The organism is Vibrio sp. MMH1-50, assembly GCF_022347645.1.
Lineage (GTDB): Bacteria > Pseudomonadota > Gammaproteobacteria > Enterobacterales > Vibrionaceae > Vibrio > Vibrio harveyi.
The window spans coordinates 17556-35298 of record NZ_JAKRGG010000019.1; the positions used below are offsets into that span (position 1 = coordinate 17556).

At 46.0% G+C, this 17743-nt stretch carries 22 protein-coding genes; 12 read left to right on the forward strand and 10 right to left on the reverse strand.

The window, feature by feature from the left end:
• Positions 1–6 precede the first annotated feature (6 nt).
• The 8 genes from MHO32_RS14825 to mlaF all read right to left on the reverse strand — a co-directional run bounded on the left by MHO32_RS14825 (position 7) and on the right by mlaF (position 5459).
• On the reverse strand, positions 7–732 hold the full coding sequence (locus MHO32_RS14825) for a 1-acylglycerol-3-phosphate O-acyltransferase (RefSeq protein ID WP_005444408.1): 726 nt from the start codon (positions 730–732) through the stop codon (positions 7–9).
• Positions 733–879: 147 nt separating this feature from the next.
• Positions 880–2145 carry a UDP-N-acetylglucosamine 1-carboxyvinyltransferase gene (gene murA / locus MHO32_RS14830; protein WP_005444406.1) on the reverse strand — a complete coding sequence of 422 codons (1266 nt, stop codon included), beginning with the start codon at positions 2143–2145 and terminating at the stop codon, positions 880–882.
• A gap of 9 nt (positions 2146–2154) precedes the next feature.
• Complete coding sequence (gene ibaG / locus MHO32_RS14835) at positions 2155–2409, reverse strand: BolA family iron metabolism protein IbaG (protein ID WP_005432865.1); 255 nt, start codon at positions 2407–2409, stop codon at positions 2155–2157.
• A 3-nt stretch (positions 2410–2412) separates the two neighbouring features.
• Positions 2413–2733, reverse strand: a complete 321-nt coding sequence (locus MHO32_RS14840; protein WP_005444403.1) for an STAS domain-containing protein — start codon at positions 2731–2733, stop codon at positions 2413–2415.
• Positions 2733–3371: a phospholipid-binding protein MlaC gene (gene mlaC, locus MHO32_RS14845; RefSeq protein ID WP_005444401.1), complete on the reverse strand. Its 639-nt coding sequence runs from the start codon at positions 3369–3371 to the stop codon at positions 2733–2735. The genes MHO32_RS14840 and mlaC overlap by 1 nt, the downstream gene beginning before the upstream one ends.
• 3 nt (positions 3372–3374) lie before the next feature.
• A complete protein-coding gene (gene mlaD / locus MHO32_RS14850; protein WP_005436386.1) occupies positions 3375–3872 on the reverse strand; it encodes an outer membrane lipid asymmetry maintenance protein MlaD in 498 nt (165 codons plus the stop codon).
• A gap of 2 nt (positions 3873–3874) precedes the next feature.
• Complete coding sequence (gene mlaE / locus MHO32_RS14855; protein ID WP_005444399.1) at positions 3875–4666, reverse strand: lipid asymmetry maintenance ABC transporter permease subunit MlaE; 792 nt, start codon at positions 4664–4666, stop codon at positions 3875–3877.
• Positions 4656–5459, reverse strand: coding sequence for a phospholipid ABC transporter ATP-binding protein MlaF (gene mlaF / locus MHO32_RS14860; protein WP_005444397.1), 804 nt, complete (start codon positions 5457–5459; stop codon positions 4656–4658). Before mlaF ends, mlaE begins: the two co-directional genes overlap by 11 nt.
• A gap of 399 nt (positions 5460–5858) precedes the next feature.
• On the opposite strand from mlaF, the gene MHO32_RS14865 reads away from it, so the two are divergent.
• The 11 genes from MHO32_RS14865 to mgtE all read left to right on the forward strand — a co-directional run bounded on the left by MHO32_RS14865 (position 5859) and on the right by mgtE (position 14643).
• Positions 5859–6824 (forward strand): calcium/sodium antiporter, encoded by a 966-nt coding sequence (locus MHO32_RS14865; RefSeq protein WP_005444395.1) that lies wholly within the window; start codon positions 5859–5861, stop codon positions 6822–6824.
• 35 nt (positions 6825–6859) lie between these two features.
• Positions 6860–7831 (forward strand): arabinose-5-phosphate isomerase KdsD, encoded by a 972-nt coding sequence (kdsD, locus tag MHO32_RS14870; protein ID WP_009698804.1) that lies wholly within the window; start codon positions 6860–6862, stop codon positions 7829–7831.
• A 90-nt stretch (positions 7832–7921) separates the two neighbouring features.
• Positions 7922–8485, forward strand: a complete 564-nt coding sequence (gene lptC, locus MHO32_RS14875; protein ID WP_005444391.1) for an LPS export ABC transporter periplasmic protein LptC — start codon at positions 7922–7924, stop codon at positions 8483–8485.
• Entirely contained in the window at positions 8466–8960 is a 495-nt protein-coding gene (gene lptA / locus MHO32_RS14880; protein ID WP_005444389.1) for a lipopolysaccharide transport periplasmic protein LptA, read from the forward strand. Before lptC ends, lptA begins: the two co-directional genes overlap by 20 nt.
• Position 8961: 1 nt before the next feature.
• Positions 8962–9687 carry an LPS export ABC transporter ATP-binding protein gene (gene lptB / locus MHO32_RS14885; protein WP_239212754.1) on the forward strand — a complete coding sequence of 242 codons (726 nt, stop codon included), beginning with the start codon at positions 8962–8964 and terminating at the stop codon, positions 9685–9687.
• A 50-nt stretch (positions 9688–9737) separates the two neighbouring features.
• A complete protein-coding gene (locus MHO32_RS14890; RefSeq protein WP_005444386.1) occupies positions 9738–11204 on the forward strand; it encodes an RNA polymerase factor sigma-54 in 1467 nt (488 codons plus the stop codon).
• A 24-nt stretch (positions 11205–11228) separates the two neighbouring features.
• Positions 11229–11516 carry a ribosome hibernation promoting factor gene (hpf, locus tag MHO32_RS14895; protein ID WP_009698805.1) on the forward strand — a complete coding sequence of 96 codons (288 nt, stop codon included), beginning with the start codon at positions 11229–11231 and terminating at the stop codon, positions 11514–11516.
• A 2-nt stretch (positions 11517–11518) separates the two neighbouring features.
• Positions 11519–11965: a PTS IIA-like nitrogen regulatory protein PtsN gene (ptsN, locus tag MHO32_RS14900; protein WP_005444382.1), complete on the forward strand. Its 447-nt coding sequence runs from the start codon at positions 11519–11521 to the stop codon at positions 11963–11965.
• A gap of 14 nt (positions 11966–11979) precedes the next feature.
• Positions 11980–12843 (forward strand): RNase adapter RapZ, encoded by an 864-nt coding sequence (rapZ, locus tag MHO32_RS14905; RefSeq protein WP_005444380.1) that lies wholly within the window; start codon positions 11980–11982, stop codon positions 12841–12843.
• Between the two features lie 2 nt (positions 12844–12845).
• On the forward strand, positions 12846–13121 hold the full coding sequence (locus MHO32_RS14910; RefSeq protein WP_005442213.1) for an HPr family phosphocarrier protein: 276 nt from the start codon (positions 12846–12848) through the stop codon (positions 13119–13121).
• A 166-nt stretch (positions 13122–13287) separates the two neighbouring features.
• Complete coding sequence (gene mgtE, locus MHO32_RS14915) at positions 13288–14643, forward strand: magnesium transporter (protein WP_005444378.1); 1356 nt, start codon at positions 13288–13290, stop codon at positions 14641–14643.
• A gap of 83 nt (positions 14644–14726) precedes the next feature.
• On the opposite strand, the gene pmbA is transcribed toward mgtE, so the two are convergent.
• The gene (gene pmbA, locus MHO32_RS14920; protein WP_069218935.1) at positions 14727–16070 is read right to left on the reverse strand and encodes a metalloprotease PmbA; all 1344 of its coding nucleotides are present in this window, start codon (positions 16068–16070) and stop codon (positions 14727–14729) included.
• A gap of 110 nt (positions 16071–16180) precedes the next feature.
• On the opposite strand from pmbA, the gene yjgA reads away from it, so the two are divergent.
• Positions 16181–16705 carry a ribosome biogenesis factor YjgA gene (gene yjgA, locus MHO32_RS14925; RefSeq protein WP_005444375.1) on the forward strand — a complete coding sequence of 175 codons (525 nt, stop codon included), beginning with the start codon at positions 16181–16183 and terminating at the stop codon, positions 16703–16705.
• 65 nt (positions 16706–16770) lie between these two features.
• Here yjgA and MHO32_RS14930 read toward each other — a convergent pair whose 3' ends face one another.
• The gene (locus tag MHO32_RS14930; protein ID WP_239212756.1) at positions 16771–17733 is read right to left on the reverse strand and encodes a D-2-hydroxyacid dehydrogenase; all 963 of its coding nucleotides are present in this window, start codon (positions 17731–17733) and stop codon (positions 16771–16773) included.
• Positions 17734–17743: the final 10 nt, after the last annotated feature.

Below are 17743 nucleotides of genomic sequence, written 5' to 3' on the forward strand. Positions count from 1 at the left end.
TAAAACTCAAGCTGCGTTGCGCTGTTTCACTTCTTCATCCAAGGCTTCCAGTTTCGCTTTCATCTCTTCACGACAAACATTAGCTAACTCACGTACGCCCTCTTTGCCGTAACCTTCCGTGCTTACTGGAGGTAACATTTCAATGATCACATGACCATTGTTCCAACGGTTCAGTTTAATGTGACCTGTAGAGCTGCACACGATTGGAATGATTGGCACTTCTGCACCGATAGCTGCATGGAATGCACCAGTTTTAAATGGCAGTAAACCACGACCACGTGAACGTGTACCTTCAGGGAACATCCACACTGAAACGTCGCTGTTTTTGATGCTGTCTACAACTTGGTCGATAGTACCTTTTGCTTTAGAGCGGTTTGCACGATCAATCAAGATGTTACCTGTTAGCCAGTAAAGCTGACCAAACAAAGGCATCCACGCAAGACTCTTCTTACCTACCGTTACTACCTTAGGTGTAACAGCTGAAGATACAGTGAAAAGGTCCCAGTTGTTCTGGTGGTTAGCAATGTAAACATGCTGACCGCGAGAATACGCATCTTCCGGAATACGCAATTCTAGCTTGATACCAAATACACGTGACATTTTGCCGAATAGACGACCGAACGTGAAAACGTGCTTAGGGTTTCTAGGGCTAAGTAGGCAGTAACCACAACCACCAATAAACATCACAATTGCGAAAATTGCGACAGCAAATACACGTAACAGTGCAATCATTGTTGTTCTCCAAGAACCGGCTTTGCGCCAGCTACAGCTATTATTGTCTCTTTGAACATAGTCATGAACTATGAAAGAAAACGCGATATAAAAAAGCCGAAACCTACGTTTCGGCTCTCTTCATATCTAGGTCAACTGCAATGCAGTTTAACCCGCCTCACTTACGCGCTCAATATTTGCGCCAAGTGCAGACAGTTTATTTTCGATTTTGTCGTAACCACGGTCGATGTGGTAGATACGGTCAACGATGGTTTCGCCTTTCGCGATACAACCAGCAATCACCAAACTTGCCGAAGCTCGTAAGTCAGTTGCCATCACTTGTGCACCACTTAAAGAATCTACATCACCGCAAATTACTGTGTTACCTTCGATTTCCGCTTTCGCGCCCATGCGCATCAATTCAGGCACGTGCATGAAACGGTTTTCAAAGATAGTTTCAGTGATCACGCCGCCACCTTTCGCCATCATGTTTAACAGCGTAAATTGTGCTTGCATGTCCGTTGGAAAACCTGGGTGTGGTGCAGTACGAATGCTCACAGCTTTCAGCTCGCGATCTGTCATATCAACAGAGATCCAATCTTCACCAGTTTCTACCAACGCGCCCGCTTCTTCTAGCTTAGCCAGTACCGCTTCTAGCAGGTGACCATTGGTGTTGCGACATACCACTTTACCGCCAGACACGGCAGCTGCAACTAGGAATGTACCTGTTTCGATACGGTCAGCCACAACGCTATGTTTGCCGCCACCTAAGCGCTCAACACCTTCAATAGTGATGGTGTCAGTACCTGCTCCAGAGATTTTCGCGCCAAGTTTATTTAGGAAGTCAGCCGTATCTACGATTTCAGGTTCACGCGCTGCGTTGTCTAGTGTTGTCGTACCTTCAGCAAGTGCTGCTGCACACATGATAGTGATGGTTGCACCAACACTCACCTTGTCCATCACGATGTGCGCGCCTTTAAGGCGACCATCGACTTCTGCTTTAACGTAACCATCTTCAAGAGTAATGGTCGCGCCAAGCTGTTCTAGACCAGTAATGTGTAGATCAACAGGACGAGCACCGATAGCACAACCGCCAGGTAGAGACACCTGACCTTGACCAAAGCGCGCGACAAGAGGACCAAGCGCCCAAATAGAAGCACGCATGGTTTTTACTAAATCATAAGGAGCGCAGTATTCATTAATGCTGCTTGGATCGACATGAACGGAACCATTACGACTTACTTTTGCGCCTAGACGCTTTAGTAGTTCCATGGTTGTGTCGATATCACGAAGGTGTGGCACGTTTGCCACTTCTACTGGCTCTTCCGCCAAGATAGACGCAAATAAAATCGGCAGTGCTGCGTTTTTTGCACCTGAAATGGTCACTTCACCAACCAGTGGTTTATCTGACCCAATAACTCGAAACTTTTCCATCAATAAACCTTAAAGCGACATTAGCTTCTTATCACGAGCCCACTCTTCTGGAGTGAACGCTTTGATTGATAGCGCGTGAATGTCGTTACGCTGGATGTAATCCATCAGAGGACCGTAAATTAACTGCTGCTTCTTAACGCGGCTCATTCCATCGAAACAAGCATCAACAGCAACCACTTCATAGTGGCTCCCTTCACCTTTTACATGCACTTCTTGAAGGTTTAGTGCTTCTTCTAGTAACTGTTGTACTTTTGCGCTATCCACAATTTACCCCTGATAATTCTGTATATGTTTGGCCACTAAAGATTCAACGTTGCTCAATTGAAACAAAGTGCGCAATTGCGCTGGCACGAAACTGAGCATTATATGACAGTTTTGCTTTTTTGCATGCTCTAATAAGTGGATTAACATCACCATTCCCGCAGAGTCGATGCGTTCAATCTCTTGGAGTGAGCATTCTAGCTCGGTTTGAGAAGGTCGCCATTGCTGTGCCACCGCCCACAAAGACGGCACCGAATCGCGATCCAGCGCCCCTGTAAGCTTAAGAATGTCTGCCTGTAAATGCCACTGAGAATGAGACTGTGCCATTACTTTGCTGCCTCGAAGCGAATTGGCTGTGCAGCCAGTTTCTCTAAATCTTTAGCGACCGCAAGAATACCTTCTTGGCGAATTTGTGTATTCCACTCCGATTGTTTGCTTGATAGTAGGCTAATACCCTCAGCCACCATATCGAATGCTAACCACTCACCGGTCTTCTTATCTTTGCGCAGTTTAAATTCAAGTTTGATATTTGGACGCGGTGCGTCGATGATTTCAACCTTGACGCTAGTAATGCGCTTAGAAGGATCCAGTTTTGGCTCCGGACCAAACTCAATTTGTTGATCCGTATATTGCGTTAATACTTGCGCGTATGACGTCACCAAGTAAGCACGAAATGCTGTGATGAATTCACCCACATCTTCACGCTTCGCCCCTTTTAGGTTTGGACCAAGCAGTTTCAATGCCGCATAGCGATCGTTGACATAAGGCATAAGCTCTTCTTCAACGATGGTTTTTAGCAAGTTTGGATCTTTTTTGATTTGCGGTTGCTCCGCTTTGAGACGCTCAAACGTCACTTCTGCAACCTGCTTCATCATTTGGTATGGCTGAGTTTTATCTACTTCAGCAGCAACGGCTCCAAATGCAGTAAATGCTGCTAAGAAAGAAAGTAATAGTCTAGAAAACATGGATTATTCCTTACTCGTGTCACCAGAATCGCCTGAACCACCAATGCTGTATAGAACCTGACCGATCAGGTCTTCTAGTACCAATGCAGATTTGGTGTCTTCGATGGTGTCACCATCAACAAGCATTTCTTCATCATCAAAAACAAAGCCCGGTACCAAGCCAATGTACTGCTCACCAATCAATCCAGATGTCAAAATTTGCACGCTAGAAGTTTCTGGGAATTGGTTATATTGGCTGTTAATCGACAAGCTCACTACAGGTAATAGGCTATCAGGGTTAAGTGTAATGTTACTTACACGACCGATAACAACGCCACCTACTTTCACAGGAGAACGTACTTTCAAGCTACCAATATTATCGAACTCGGCTTTCAGGGTGTAAGTATTGCCAGAGCCAATGCTTTTTACGTCAGCAACCTGAAAAATCATCACAAGAATCGCGCAAATTCCTGCTAATACAAAGCTGCCAACCCATAATTCTGTTTTACGTGTTTGTTGCATGATTAATTCCCAAACATCAATGCGGTCAGTACAAAGTCTAGTCCCAGTACTGCTAAAGAAGAATGCACAACAGTGCGCGTCGTTGCTCGGCTGATCCCTTCCGAAGTTGGAATAGCGTCATAGCCATTAAATAGAGCGATCCAAGTAACGGTAATCGCGAACACAATACATTTGATCATGCTGTTACCGATGTCTTGACCTAATTCCACTGAAGATTGCATCGCAGCCCAGAAGCTGCCGTGGTCTACGCCTTTCCAATCCACACCAACAAGCTGAGCGCCCCAGATACCAACTGCCATAAAGATCATAGCTAATAATGGCATTGAGATAGCCCCAGCCCAAAAACGTGGTGCGATGACACGTTTTAGTGGATCCACAGCCATCATTTCCATGCTTGAAAGCTGCTCCGTTGCCTTCATCAACCCAATTTCTGCAGTCAGTGCTGAGCCAGCGCGACCAGCAAACAATAACGCAGTTACTACTGGTCCTAACTCACGTAGTAGCGAAAGAGCGACCATTTGACCCAGGCTGCCTTCTGCTCCGTAATCCACCAGCACAACATAACCTTGCAAGCTAAGCACCATGCCGATGAACAAGCCAGAAACGACAATGATCGCCAGCGATTGCACACCTACGGAATAAAGCTGTTTAATCAACAGAGGAAAATTCTTGATTGGCTGAGGTCGAGTCACTAATGCGCCAACAAGCATCAAGGTCGCACGACCAAAGGCTTCACAGATGGCTAATGTTCGTTTACCTAATGAAGCGACAAATTGAATAAAGCTATCGACCATCAAATAAGTCCTTTTCGATACTTTGAGCAGGAAAGCGAAACGGCACGGGACCATCGGCTTCCCCTTGTAAGAATTGCTTCACACGTGGGTCGGGATTATCGATCAACTCTTGTGGCGTACCAAAAGCAATGATTTTGCCATCAGCCATCAAGTAGACCCAATCCGCGATACTCATCACTTCAGGCACATCATGAGAGACGACGATTGAAGTCAGCCCCAATGCGCGATTCAAGTTGCTAATTAGCTCAACCAAAACGCCCATAGTGATTGGGTCCTGCCCAACAAAAGGTTCATCGTACATGATGAGATCTGGGTCTAAGGCTATGGCACGAGCTAGTGCAGCTCGTCGAGCCATGCCGCCGGAAAGCTCACTTGGCATCAATTCTGCCGCACCTCGTAATCCGACCGCTTCAAGCTTTAGAAGCACCATGGTACGAATTAATTCTTCGGAAAGTTCCGTGTGTTCACGCAAAGGAAACGCCACATTGTCGAACACATTCAAGTCAGTAAACAAAGCTCCCGACTGGAACAACATGCTCATTTTTTTGCGTGCTTGATAAAGCTTTTTACGAGACAGGGATGGAATATTATCGCCATCAAACCAGATCTCCCCTTGCTCGGGATAAATCTGCCCACCAATAAGGCGCAGCAGTGTCGTTTTACCAATCCCCGACGGTCCCATAATGGCCGTCACTTTTCCTTTTGGCACATGCAGATCAATGCCATCGAAGATCTTGCGCTCTCCACGTGAAAAAGTGAGATTGTTAACGGTAACTAAATCGTTGTTCGACATACTATCTCTTCTACTAGTTGTGAGCGGTTCTCACAGAGTTGTAATCCAACTCAACCCCGATTGTTTTCAAGATATTACGTCGAGAATATCCTAAAGTGACTTCGGTACACTTATTAGGCTGCAATCATAAGCACAATGAACCTGAATTAAAAGCACTGTTCGATTAAATAAAGCCGACGAAATTCAAGCAATTCAGCATAAAATATGACGAAACCCAAGGAAGGTGTTTAAATCCCATTCCAGAATAGCCGTATTCCAACAGACAAGTGAATGAGCAACAATTAAACACAATTTCGTTACTAACCTTTAATTTATTTGTTGTTTATCTTCCATTTTTGGCCGCAAAAGGTCAAAATTAGCGGTTACTCATTTCACTTATTTTATTACTTAGGAATCATCATGCTCGAAGCCGTTGCGTTGCTTATCGTCGGTCTTGTTTTACTTGTTTGGAGTGCAGATAAACTTGTTTTTGGCTCTGCTGCTCTGGCCCGCAACGTCGGTATTTCACCTTTAGTGATCGGTATGACAATCCTAGCAATGGGTTCATCTGCGCCGGAAATGATGGTTTCGGCGACAGCAGCATGGGATGGAAAAACCGATACTGCCGTTGGTAACGTATTGGGTTCCAACATTGCCAACATTGCTTTAATCCTAGGTATTACAGCGCTTATTAAGCCCCTTTCTATCAGTTCTGCAGTTATTCGCCGTGAACTGCCTTTGATGATAGCAGTAACCGTACTGGCGGGTATTTTGCTATGGGATAGCCATTTAGGTTTTTACGAAGGCGTGCTGCTGTTCATTCTGTTTGGTGGTTTCTTGTTTGCAATGTTGCAAATTAGCCGTAAAGAACAAAAAGCGGGTGATGCGTTTGTTGAAGATCAAGAGTCTGAAGTACCAGAAGGTGTGAGCAACTCAAAAGCGGTGATGTGGGTAGTGATCGGTCTGATACTGCTTCCTTTGGCAGCAAGTATGTTGGTTGATAACGCCGTGATCATTGCGAAGTACTTTGGCATGAGTGACCTCGTGATCGGTTTAACCATTATTGCCATTGGTACTAGTCTTCCTGAGCTGGCAGCTTCTCTTGCTGGTGTTCTAAAGGGCGAAGACGATATGGCCGTTGGTAACATCATCGGCTCAAACGTATTCAACATTCTTGCGGTAATGGGTCTACCGGGCATTATTAATCCATCAATGCTAAGCGAATATGCAATGGGGCGTGATTTCTGGGTAATGCTGGGTGTATCTCTACTACTTGTAGCGATGTGCTTGGGTAAATCTCGTAGCATCAACCGCATTGAAGGTGGCATTTTGTTTGTGTGTTTCTTGGCTTACCAAGTTTACCTATTCGCAAACATGGCTGCTTAATAACATAATAAGTAAAGACAAATTGGAGCACTGATATGTCCACTCAATTTGATTTTCGCGCTGCTGCTAAACAAGTACTCGATATCGAAGTGAAAGCACTACAACAGCTAGACCAATACTTTGATGCGCAGTTTGAGCAAGCTTGCGAATTGATTCTTTCCAACAACGGCAAGGTTGTCGTGATGGGTATGGGCAAGTCAGGTCACATTGGCAACAAGATTGCCGCTACGCTTGCAAGCACAGGTACCTCTGCATTTTTCGTTCACCCAGGTGAAGCGGCTCACGGTGATCTCGGTATGATCAGTGCTGGCGACATTGTTATCGCCATTTCAAACTCAGGTGAATCGCATGAGATTTTATCTCTGTTCCCTGTTTTGAAACGCTTGAACATTAAGATCATCAGCATGACAGGTAAGCCGGAATCTAACATGGCGAAACTGTCCGATCTCCACTTGCAAATTACTGTACCAAAAGAAGCTTGTCCGCTTGGTCTTGCTCCAACCAGCAGCACCACGGCAACGTTGGTTATGGGCGATGCACTGGCAGTTGCACTTCTCCAAGCTCGAGGGTTCTCTGCAGAAGATTTTGCGTTATCACATCCAGGTGGCGCACTGGGAAGAAAATTGCTGCTTAAGCTGTCTGATATTATGCACTTTGGTAATTCGCTACCAAAAGTGTCACCAGATGCTTTAATTCGTGACGCACTGCTTGAGATTTCAGAAAAAGGCTTAGGCATGACCGCTATCGTCGATGAGCACGATGCTATGCTTGGTATATTCACTGATGGCGATTTACGTCGTACGTTAGATAAACGCATTGATATCCATACCACAGCCATTGGTGATGTGATGACGAAAAATCCAACTACCGCCCATCCTGAGATGCTGGCAGTAGAAGGCTTAAACCTGATGCAAGACAAAAACATCAATGCTCTGATCTTGTGTGATGACAATAAAATTGTCGGCGCACTGAATATGCATGATTTATTAAAGGCTGGCGTGATGTAATATTGCGTCACCAAAAAGACTTAACGATTGATTTAACAGATTAAGGCAATGGTCAGGGAAGTACTGAGCTAAGATAAAGGCCTTTATTTTATGAGTTTTACTCGCCTTATTTATTTGCTCTTGATTTTTGTTGTTGCGTGGTGCGGTTATTACCTCATGACGCCAAAAAGCAATGAAAATATCCAAGTAGCACCAAATTTAGAACTGCCTATGTTCAGTGGTACTGGACTAGAAAACATCACTTATGGTGAAGATGGTGTCCGCAGTTACATCATCCGTTCCACTAATTTGGATCATTATGCCAAAAGTGGAGACACGATATTTAAGAGCCCAACACTCATGGTGTACCGCGAAGGTAGTGTGGTTGAGTGGAAGGTGACTGCAACCAGAGCAGTCTTAGATGAAGACCAAATTCTGACGCTGTACGACAACGTGCTAATGCAAAACCTTTTGCCTGGTGCAAGTTTCGATACCATGGCGACAGACAAATTGGTGATTAATCTAACCAATCGTGATTTTAAAGCCGATCAACAAGTGATGTTGGTTGGACCGCAATTTGAAACTACTGGGGGCGCAATGCAGGGCAACTTAAAGGCTCACACTGCGACTCTAACTGATGAAGTTCAAGGTCGATATGAAACCGTTACACCTTAGCCTATTGGCATTGGTTTTAGCAGCGCCACAAGCGTTAGCACTTAAGTCGGATACACAACAGCCGGTTTACATTAATTCAGACACTCAACAAGTGGACATGAAGAGTAATCAGGTGATCTTCAAAGGGGATGTATCGCTTAAGCAAGGTAGCATCAATATCGATGCTGATAGAATCGTGGTGACTCGCGATCCTAAAACCGAGTCTATCAAACAGATCCAAGCATTTGGCAAACCAGCTACCTTTTCTCAGTTAATGGACGATGGCAAAACGCTCAGTGGTCAGGCGACTGAGTTAGACTACCGTATTTCTACTGATGAATTGACCATGAAAGGTCAAGCGCAACTAGCTCAAGACGGAAACACCATCAAAGGTTCGTCAATTCGTTACCAAATTGGTCAACAGAAGCTAGTCGCTGACAGCTCGAAGGATGAGCGCGTAACAACCATCCTGCAACCGAACCAAGTCGAGAACTAATATGGCAATACTAAGTGCAAAGAACCTTGCTAAAAGCTACAAAAAACGCAAGGTGGTAACTGATGTAAGCCTTGAAGTAGAGTCTGGTCAGATTGTTGGTCTATTGGGTCCTAACGGTGCGGGTAAAACCACATCGTTTTATATGATCGTTGGCTTGGTACCACGTGACGAAGGCACCATTACAATCGACAACCAAGACATCAGTATTCTGCCGATGCATAGCCGCTCTCGTATGGGTATCGGTTACCTGCCACAGGAAGCCTCCATCTTCCGTAAGCTGTCGGTTGAAGACAACATCATGGCGGTTCTGGAAACTCGTCAAGAGTTAACGCGAGAAGAGCGTCAAGATAAGCTGGAAGATTTGTTAGAAGAATTCCACATACAGCACATACGCACCAGTGCGGGTATGGCACTATCGGGTGGTGAGCGCCGCCGTGTAGAAATCGCGCGAGCACTAGCTGCTAACCCTCAGTTCATTTTGCTGGATGAACCATTTGCGGGTGTTGACCCTATTTCGGTTAACGACATCAAAAAAATCATCGAACACCTGCGCGATCGCGGTCTTGGTGTACTAATCACTGACCACAACGTTCGTGAAACCTTGGACGTATGTGAAAAAGCCTATATCGTAAGCCAAGGACATCTCATCGCATCGGGAACTCCGGATGAAGTTCTCAATAACGAGCAGGTGAAACAAGTTTATCTCGGCGAACAATTCCGTCTATGATTACATTAGGAACGGTAAGATTCTGAGCATTACAAGGTAAGTAACACTGAATGAAACCTTCATTACAACTCAAGCTAGGTCAACAGTTAGCCATGACGCCGCAGCTGCAACAAGCCATCCGTTTGTTGCAATTGTCGACGCTCGATCTTCAACAAGAAATTCAAGAAGCGCTGGATTCCAACCCGCTATTGGAAGTTGAAGAAGGTCACGATGAACCTCAAGTAAATGGTGAAGATAAGTCAGCATCCGAAGCCGCTGAAGCCAGTGCCAACGACACCTCTGAACCCGATCTTCCAGACAGTTCAGACGTAATTGAAAAATCTGAAATCAGTTCTGAACTAGAAATCGATACCACCTGGGATGACGTTTACAGCGCTAACACTGGCAGTACAGGTCTAGCGCTTGATGACGACATGCCGGTCTACCAAGGTGAAACCACTGAATCACTGCATGATTACCTCATGTGGCAATTAGATCTCACGCCTTTCAGTGAAACAGACCGCACCATCGCACTCGCGATCATCGATGCTGTCGATGATTATGGCTACCTCACTCTTTCTCCTGAAGAAATCCATGAGAGCTTCAATAATGAGGAAGTCGAGTTAGATGAAATCGAAGCAGTGCGTAAGCGTATTCAACAATTTGACCCGCTTGGTGTTGCATCCCGCAACCTACAAGAATGTTTACTGCTGCAATTAGCGACCTTCCCAGAAGATACGCCGTGGCTAGCAGAAGCGAAAATGGTATTGAGCGATCATATCGATCACCTTGGTAATCGCGACTACAAGCTAGTCATCAAAGAGACTAAGCTTAAAGAAGCTGACCTGCGTGAAGTCTTGAAGCTAATTCAACAACTTGATCCTCGCCCAGGCAGTCGCATCACACCGGATGACACTGAATACGTCATTCCAGATGTGTCCGTATTTAAAGATCATGGTAAGTGGACCGTATCCATTAACCCTGACAGCATTCCAAAACTAAAAGTAAATCAACAATATGCGCAGCTAGGCAAAGGCAACAGTGCGGATAGCCAGTACATTCGCAGCAATTTGCAAGAGGCAAAATGGCTGATTAAGAGCCTAGAAAGCAGAAACGAGACGCTTCTCAAAGTTGCAAGATGTATTGTTGAACATCAACAAGATTTCTTCGAGTATGGTGAAGAAGCCATGAAACCAATGGTACTAAACGATGTAGCATTGGCAGTGGACATGCATGAATCAACGATTTCTCGTGTGACAACGCAGAAGTTCATGCACACACCACGTGGCATTTTTGAATTGAAGTACTTCTTCTCTAGCCATGTTAGTACAGACAATGGTGGAGAATGTTCGTCCACAGCAATTCGTGCTCTCATCAAGAAACTGGTCGCAGCGGAAAATACCGCTAAACCTTTAAGTGATAGCAAGATTGCTGCTCTTCTGGCTGACCAAGGGATTCAAGTCGCAAGACGAACGATTGCGAAATATCGCGAATCCTTGGGTATCGCCCCTTCAAGTCAGCGTAAACGCCTACTTTAAGGCACCAACTGAAAAGGAAAGTCTATGCAAATCAATATTCAAGGCCATCACGTTGATCTTACCGATTCAATGCAAGACTATGTTCAATCTAAGTTTCAGAAGCTCGAAAGGTTCTTCGACCACATTAACCAAGTTCACGTGGTACTAAAAGTTGAAAAACTTAACCAAATAGCGGAAGCTACACTCCACATAAATCAAGGCGAAATCCACGCGTCATCGAACGACGAAAATATGTATGCAGCAATTGACTCGCTGGTGGATAAATTAGTTCGTCAACTTAACAAGCACAAAGAAAAACTAAACAGTCATTAATCATGCAACTGAGCGAGATACTGTCACTGGACTGCACCAAAAGTGCAGTCCATTGTACAAGTAAGAAACGTGCCCTAGAGATGATCAGTCAAATTGTTGCTGAGAACACGGGTCAAGATTCTACGGAACTGTTTGAGTGTATGCTCAGCAGAGAAAAAATGGGTAGTACTGGTATCGGTAACGGTATTGCTATCCCCCACGCAAGAATGCAATCAAGCGACAAAGCCATCGCGGTGTTACTTCAATGTGACGAGGCGATTGAGTTTGATGCTATCGACAATCGACCTGTCGACCTTCTTTTTGCTCTCCTTGTTCCAGAAGAACAGTGCAAAGAGCACCTCAAAACATTATCCTCTATGGCAGAGCGCCTAAGCGACAAGCAAGTACTTAAGAGCTTGCGTAACGCTCAGAGCGATGAAGAACTCTACGACATTATGATTCATCAGTAATCAGGACGATCACCATGCGATTAATCGTTGTTAGTGGGCACTCTGGTGCCGGGAAGAGTGTTGCTTTACGTGTGCTTGAGGACTTGGGCTACTATTGTGTAGACAACCTACCAGTTAACTTGCTTGATGCGTTTGTTCAATCGGTTTCCGATAGCAAACAGAACGTGGCAGTAAGTATCGATATTCGCAATATCCCTAAGAAACTCAAAGAACTGAACACCACACTTGAAAAGCTAAAAGCTGAACTGGATGTGACAGTACTTTTCTTAGACGCAAACAAAGAAACCCTACTCAAGCGCTACAGCGAAACTCGTCGAATTCACCCACTGTCACTTGGCAGCCAGTCGCTTTCTCTTGATCAAGCTATCGAACTTGAGCACGACATCCTAATGCCGCTAAAAGCCCATGCAGACTTAGTGTTGAACAGTAGTGGTCAATCTCTTCATGACCTTAGCGAAACGGTACGCATGCGAGTTGAAGGCAGGGAACGCAAAGACTTGGTGATGGTGTTTGAATCATTTGGTTTCAAGTACGGCTTACCATCAGACGCGGATTACGTGTTCGATGTACGCTTCCTACCAAACCCACACTGGGAGCCAGCACTGCGCCCTCTCACTGGTTTAGACGCTCCAATCGGTGCATTCTTAGAGCAGCATCAGTCTGTACTTGACCTGAAATACCAAATTGAGAGCTTCATTGAGACTTGGTTACCTCTACTAGAGAAAAACAACCGCAGCTACCTTACAGTTGCGATTGGTTGTACTGGTGGCAAGCACCGCTCGGTTTATCTCACTCAAAAAATCGGTGAGTTCTTTGCTGATAAAGGACACCAAGTACAAATTCGCCACACTTCATTGGAAAAGAACGTTAAGGAATAACGGTGGAAATAAGTCGTAAAGTACTGATCCAAAACCGCTTAGGGTTGCACGCCCGTGCTGCGGTTAAACTGGTAGAGCTGGCGCAAAGCTTCGATGCGGTGATCACCATCGACAACGAAGAAGACAAAACCGCGACCGCAGACAGCGTCATGGGGTTGTTGATGTTGGAGTCCGCCCAAGGACAATACGTGACTATCCACGCAACTGGCGACCAATCCGAGCAAGCTCTTGATGCTGTTTGCCATTTGATTGAAGATAAGTTTGATGAAGGCGAGTGATTCACTCGCTTTTTTATTATCTATAGCCAGATATCCCACATAACTTTCACCTCCTGCTTAAATTCCGATAAATAATTTTGTCGACTTTCATAAGTTGTTATTAAAAGGTGCCTAGAATTAAGTTATTATTCAAAGCATTGTAAATATCAGGAATTAGGAGGAATGAATGGCAGAGCAAATAGAATTCGACCAAGCTCACCAAGCCCTCCAAGAAGTCACTGAAGCACTGGAAAACGGTCGCTTCGTCCATGTTCGTCGCCAACTGCAGGACATGGAACCTGAGGATATCGCCCACCTTTTAGAAGCTTCGCCGCGTAAAAGTCGTGAGGTTCTTTGGCAACTCACCGACCCAGAAGATTACGGTGAGATTCTTGACGAGCTGAACGAAGACGTTAAAGACAGCCTTGTGTCCAAAATGGCTCCTGAAGCGCTTGCAGAAGCGACGGAAGGCATGGACACCGATGACGTGGCTTACGTCCTACGTAGCTTGCCTGACGACGTCTCACGCGAAGTTCTGTCTCAGATGGATTCAGCGGATCGTCTACGCGTGGAAACCGCCCTATCCTACCCTGAGGATACCGCGGGTGGACTGATGAACACCGACGTAATCACCATTCGTGGTGACGTTGATGTGGATGTAGTCCTGCGTTATTTGCGTATGAAAGGCGAACTGCCTGAAGCAACTGACGCACTATACGTGATTGATGATGACAGCAAACTGATTGGCGAACTACCGATCACCACGCTGATCACCACGCAACCTGATGTCAAAGTCAGTGAAGTGATGGAAGACGCCGACGATGCAATTACAGTTGATACCAGTGACTCTGACGTAGCAAGCCTGTTTGAACGTCGTAACTGGGTATCAGCTCCGGTTGTGGATGAAAACCAGCATCTTGTCGGTCGTATCACCATCGATGACGTAGTCGACGTTATCCGTGAAGACGCTGAACACTCAATGATGAGTATGGCGGGTATGGACGACGACGAAGATACCTTCGCGCCTGTGGTAAAGTCTGCTCGTAAACGTAGTATTTGGCTTGGTGCCAACGTACTTGCTGCACTAGCCGCTGCTTCTGTCTCCAACATGTTTGAAGCAACTCTAGACCAAATGGCTGCGATTGCTGTCCTAATGACCATCGTGCCTTCAATGGGTGGTGTAGCAGGTAACCAAACCGTTGCACTTGTAATCCGTGGCTTAGCTCTCGGTCATATCGGTGACTCGAACAAACGCGAACTCTTGATGAAAGAGGCGGCTATCGGCTTGCTAAACGGCATCATGTGGGCGCTGATCATCGGTGGTATTGTGGTTGCCTGGAAAGGAAACTGGATGCTTGGTGGGATTATCTCGGCGGCCATGCTAACCAACCTGCTTGTGGCAGGTATTGCGGGCGTTACCATTCCAATCCTACTCAAGAAAATGAACATCGATCCAGCTCTCGCTGGTGGTATGGCTCTGACCACAGTAACGGACGTAATTGGTCTATCAGTCTTCCTCGGTCTCGCAACCTTAATGATTTAAGCTGTGTAGCGAACCGCCAATAACGAGCAATAAAAAAGCCTGATGAACACATCAGGCTTTTTCGTATCTAGCGGTTAGCAAGCTTATTCACCAGCAACCTTCATGGTATCCAACAAGATAGAACCAGTTTGGATTTGCGAGCGTGTTTCTACGTCGCTGCCCACAGCAATAATCTGGTTGAACATGTCTTTCAAGTTACCCGCAATGGTAATTTCAGACACTGGGTATTGGATTTCACCGTTCTCAACCCAGAAACCCGCTGCACCGCGAGAGTAATCGCCAGTTACAACGTTTACGCCTTGACCCATAGTTTCTGTTACCAGTAAACCTGTGCCCAGCTCTTTTAGCATTTGCTCGAAATTTTGACCTGTCGACTTCACATACCAGTTATGGATACCACCAGCGTGACCCGTTGGGTCCATCTTCATCTTGCGAGCGGCATAGCTAGTTAGCAAGTAGGTAGCTAAAACACCATCGGTGATGATTTCACGATCTTGCGTGTAGACACCTTCGCTATCGAATGGGCTTGAAGCTAACCCACGTAGTACGTGCGGACGCTCAGAAATGTTGAACCACTCCGGCAATACTTGCTTACCAAGGTGATCCAATAGGAAAGAAGATTTGCGGTACAGGTTACCACCGCTGATTGCCATCACTAGGTGACCAATCAAGCCTGTCGCTACGTCCGCAGCAAACATCACTGGGTATTTGCCCGTCTTAAGCTTTTGCGCGTCAAGGCGACTGATGGTTTTCTCTGCCGCTTTGCGGCCAACCATTTCTGGTGACCAAAGATCGTCACGATGGCGCGCAACGGTATAGCTGTAATCGCGTTCCATCTCGCCGTTTTGACCCACGCCAATCACACAACAGCTAGTGCTATGACGGCTTGATGCGTAACTTGCTAACAAGCCATGGCTGTTACCGTAAACCTTAACGCCGTAGTGACTATCGTAGCTCGCACCATCGCTTTGCTTAATTGCGTCGCTGTAGTTCAGCGCTTCTTTTTCAGCTGCGATAGCGACCTGCGCTGCGTAGTCTGGATCAGGAGCATCTGGGTGGAAAAGGTCTAAGTCTGGCACCTCTTTCACCATGTATTCTTTTGGAGCAGGACCTGCGAACGGGTCTTCTGATGTGTATTGAGCGATGTCTAGTGCTGCTAGAACGGTTTGCTCAATAGCAGCTTCGCTCAAGTCAGATGTGGAAGCACTGCCTTTACGTTGACCACGGTAGACAGTAATGCCTAGTGCGCCATCGCTGTTGAATTCAACGTTTTCCACGTCACCCATGCGAGTGGAAACACTCAAACCCGTACTCTTGGTGATTGCGACTTCAGCGGCATCAGACTTCGCCGCAGCGATTTCTAGTGCACGTGAAACGGCTTGTTCTAGCTCGGTACGTTGCTCAGCAACCTGCTGTTTAATATCCATTGTCTTTCACATCATGTATTCGATGCACAATAGAATAACAAGAATTTCGCTTTCTCCCCACGATTCTTGTTAAAATAGTCATAATATTAATCAAAACACAGGCAACTGAAATGGCACGTAAGAATCAAAAAGCGCCATGGGAACCAGAAGAAGAGATCATCTGGGTTAGTAAATCCGAGATGAAGCGAGACATGGAAGAGCTGCAAAAGCTTGGTGAAGAGCTAGTTGGTCTTAAGCCGGCGGTTCTAGAAAAGTTTCCATTGAGCGAAGAACTGCGCGAAGCGGTTGCTGATGCACAACGCTTTAAAAACGAAGCACGTCGTCGTCAGCTACAACGCATTGGTAAGCTAATGCGCTACGAAGATCCAGAACCAATTCAAGCGGCACTGGATAAAATCCGCAACAAGCACTCACAAGCGACAGCTGCTCTGCACAAGCTAGAAGCGCTGCGTGACCGCGTTGTGGAAGAAGGCGATAAAGCGATTGATGACGTAATGGAATTGTACCCAGAAGCGGATCGTCAACGTCTACGCCAACTTGCTCGCCAAGCAGCAAAAGAGAAGAAAGCCGGTAAACCAGCAAAATCTTACCGTGAAATCTTCCAAATTCTGAAAGCATTTGAAGAAGAAATGTAATTCAACGCTTAAGAAAGTAAAAAGCAGACCTGTGAGTCTGCTTTTTTCATGCCTATTTTCAGGTATTACGCCAAGCGATTGAGGCTTTCACCACGCTCAAAGGCGTTAATATTCTCAATCAAGATCTCAGCCAAACGCTGAATCGATGAGTCACTGCCCCAAGCGAGGTGTGGCGTTAACAATAGATTGGGTAAGTGCATATTGGCAACCAACGGATTACTCTCATCGGCGGGCTCTTGGGTAAAGACATCAAACCCTGCACCAACAATCTCACCTTGTTTTAAGCTATCCACTAAGGCTTGCTCATCTACCAAGCCACCACGTCCGGTATTAATCAAAATTGATGTTGGCTTCATCTGCTTAAGTTCCGCTTCGCCAATCAAATTACGTGTTTCATCATTCAATGGACAATGCAGAGTGATGGCGTCCGCTTGATTTAGCATTTCAGTAAAAGAGACATAGCCTTCTCGGCACTCGGTTACGCCTTTGCGCTCCGCAAACACCACGTTCATACCTAACGCTTTCGCTAATTGTGCCGTCGCCAGACCTAATGCGCCGCTGCCAACCACCCCCAAAGTGCTACCTGCAACGTCCCCAATTGGATGCGTAAAGAAACAAAACTGTTTATTACGTTGCCACTCGCCTGCGGCAATGTCTTGATGATAACCAAACAAGTTGCGGCGCAAGGCAAAAAGCATCGCAATGACGTGTTCAGGCACCGAGCGAGTCGCATAGCCACGCACGTTGGCGACCGCAACATTGTGCTCAGCGCAATAATCAACATCGACATTATTAAAACCCGTAGCCGCGACAGCAATCATCTTGAGGTTGGGAAGTTGAGAGAGAACGGTTTGGTCGAGCATCACTTTGTTGCTGATCACGATATCTGCATCAGAAAGGCGTTCAACAACTTGCTCAGAAGAAGTCAGATCGTATTCCACCCAATCATGGGCAAAGCTTGGACGAGGAACTTGAATTTGAACGGGAATAGTCGCGCGGTCGAGGAAGACCACTTTAGGCAGTGACATAACAACTCCT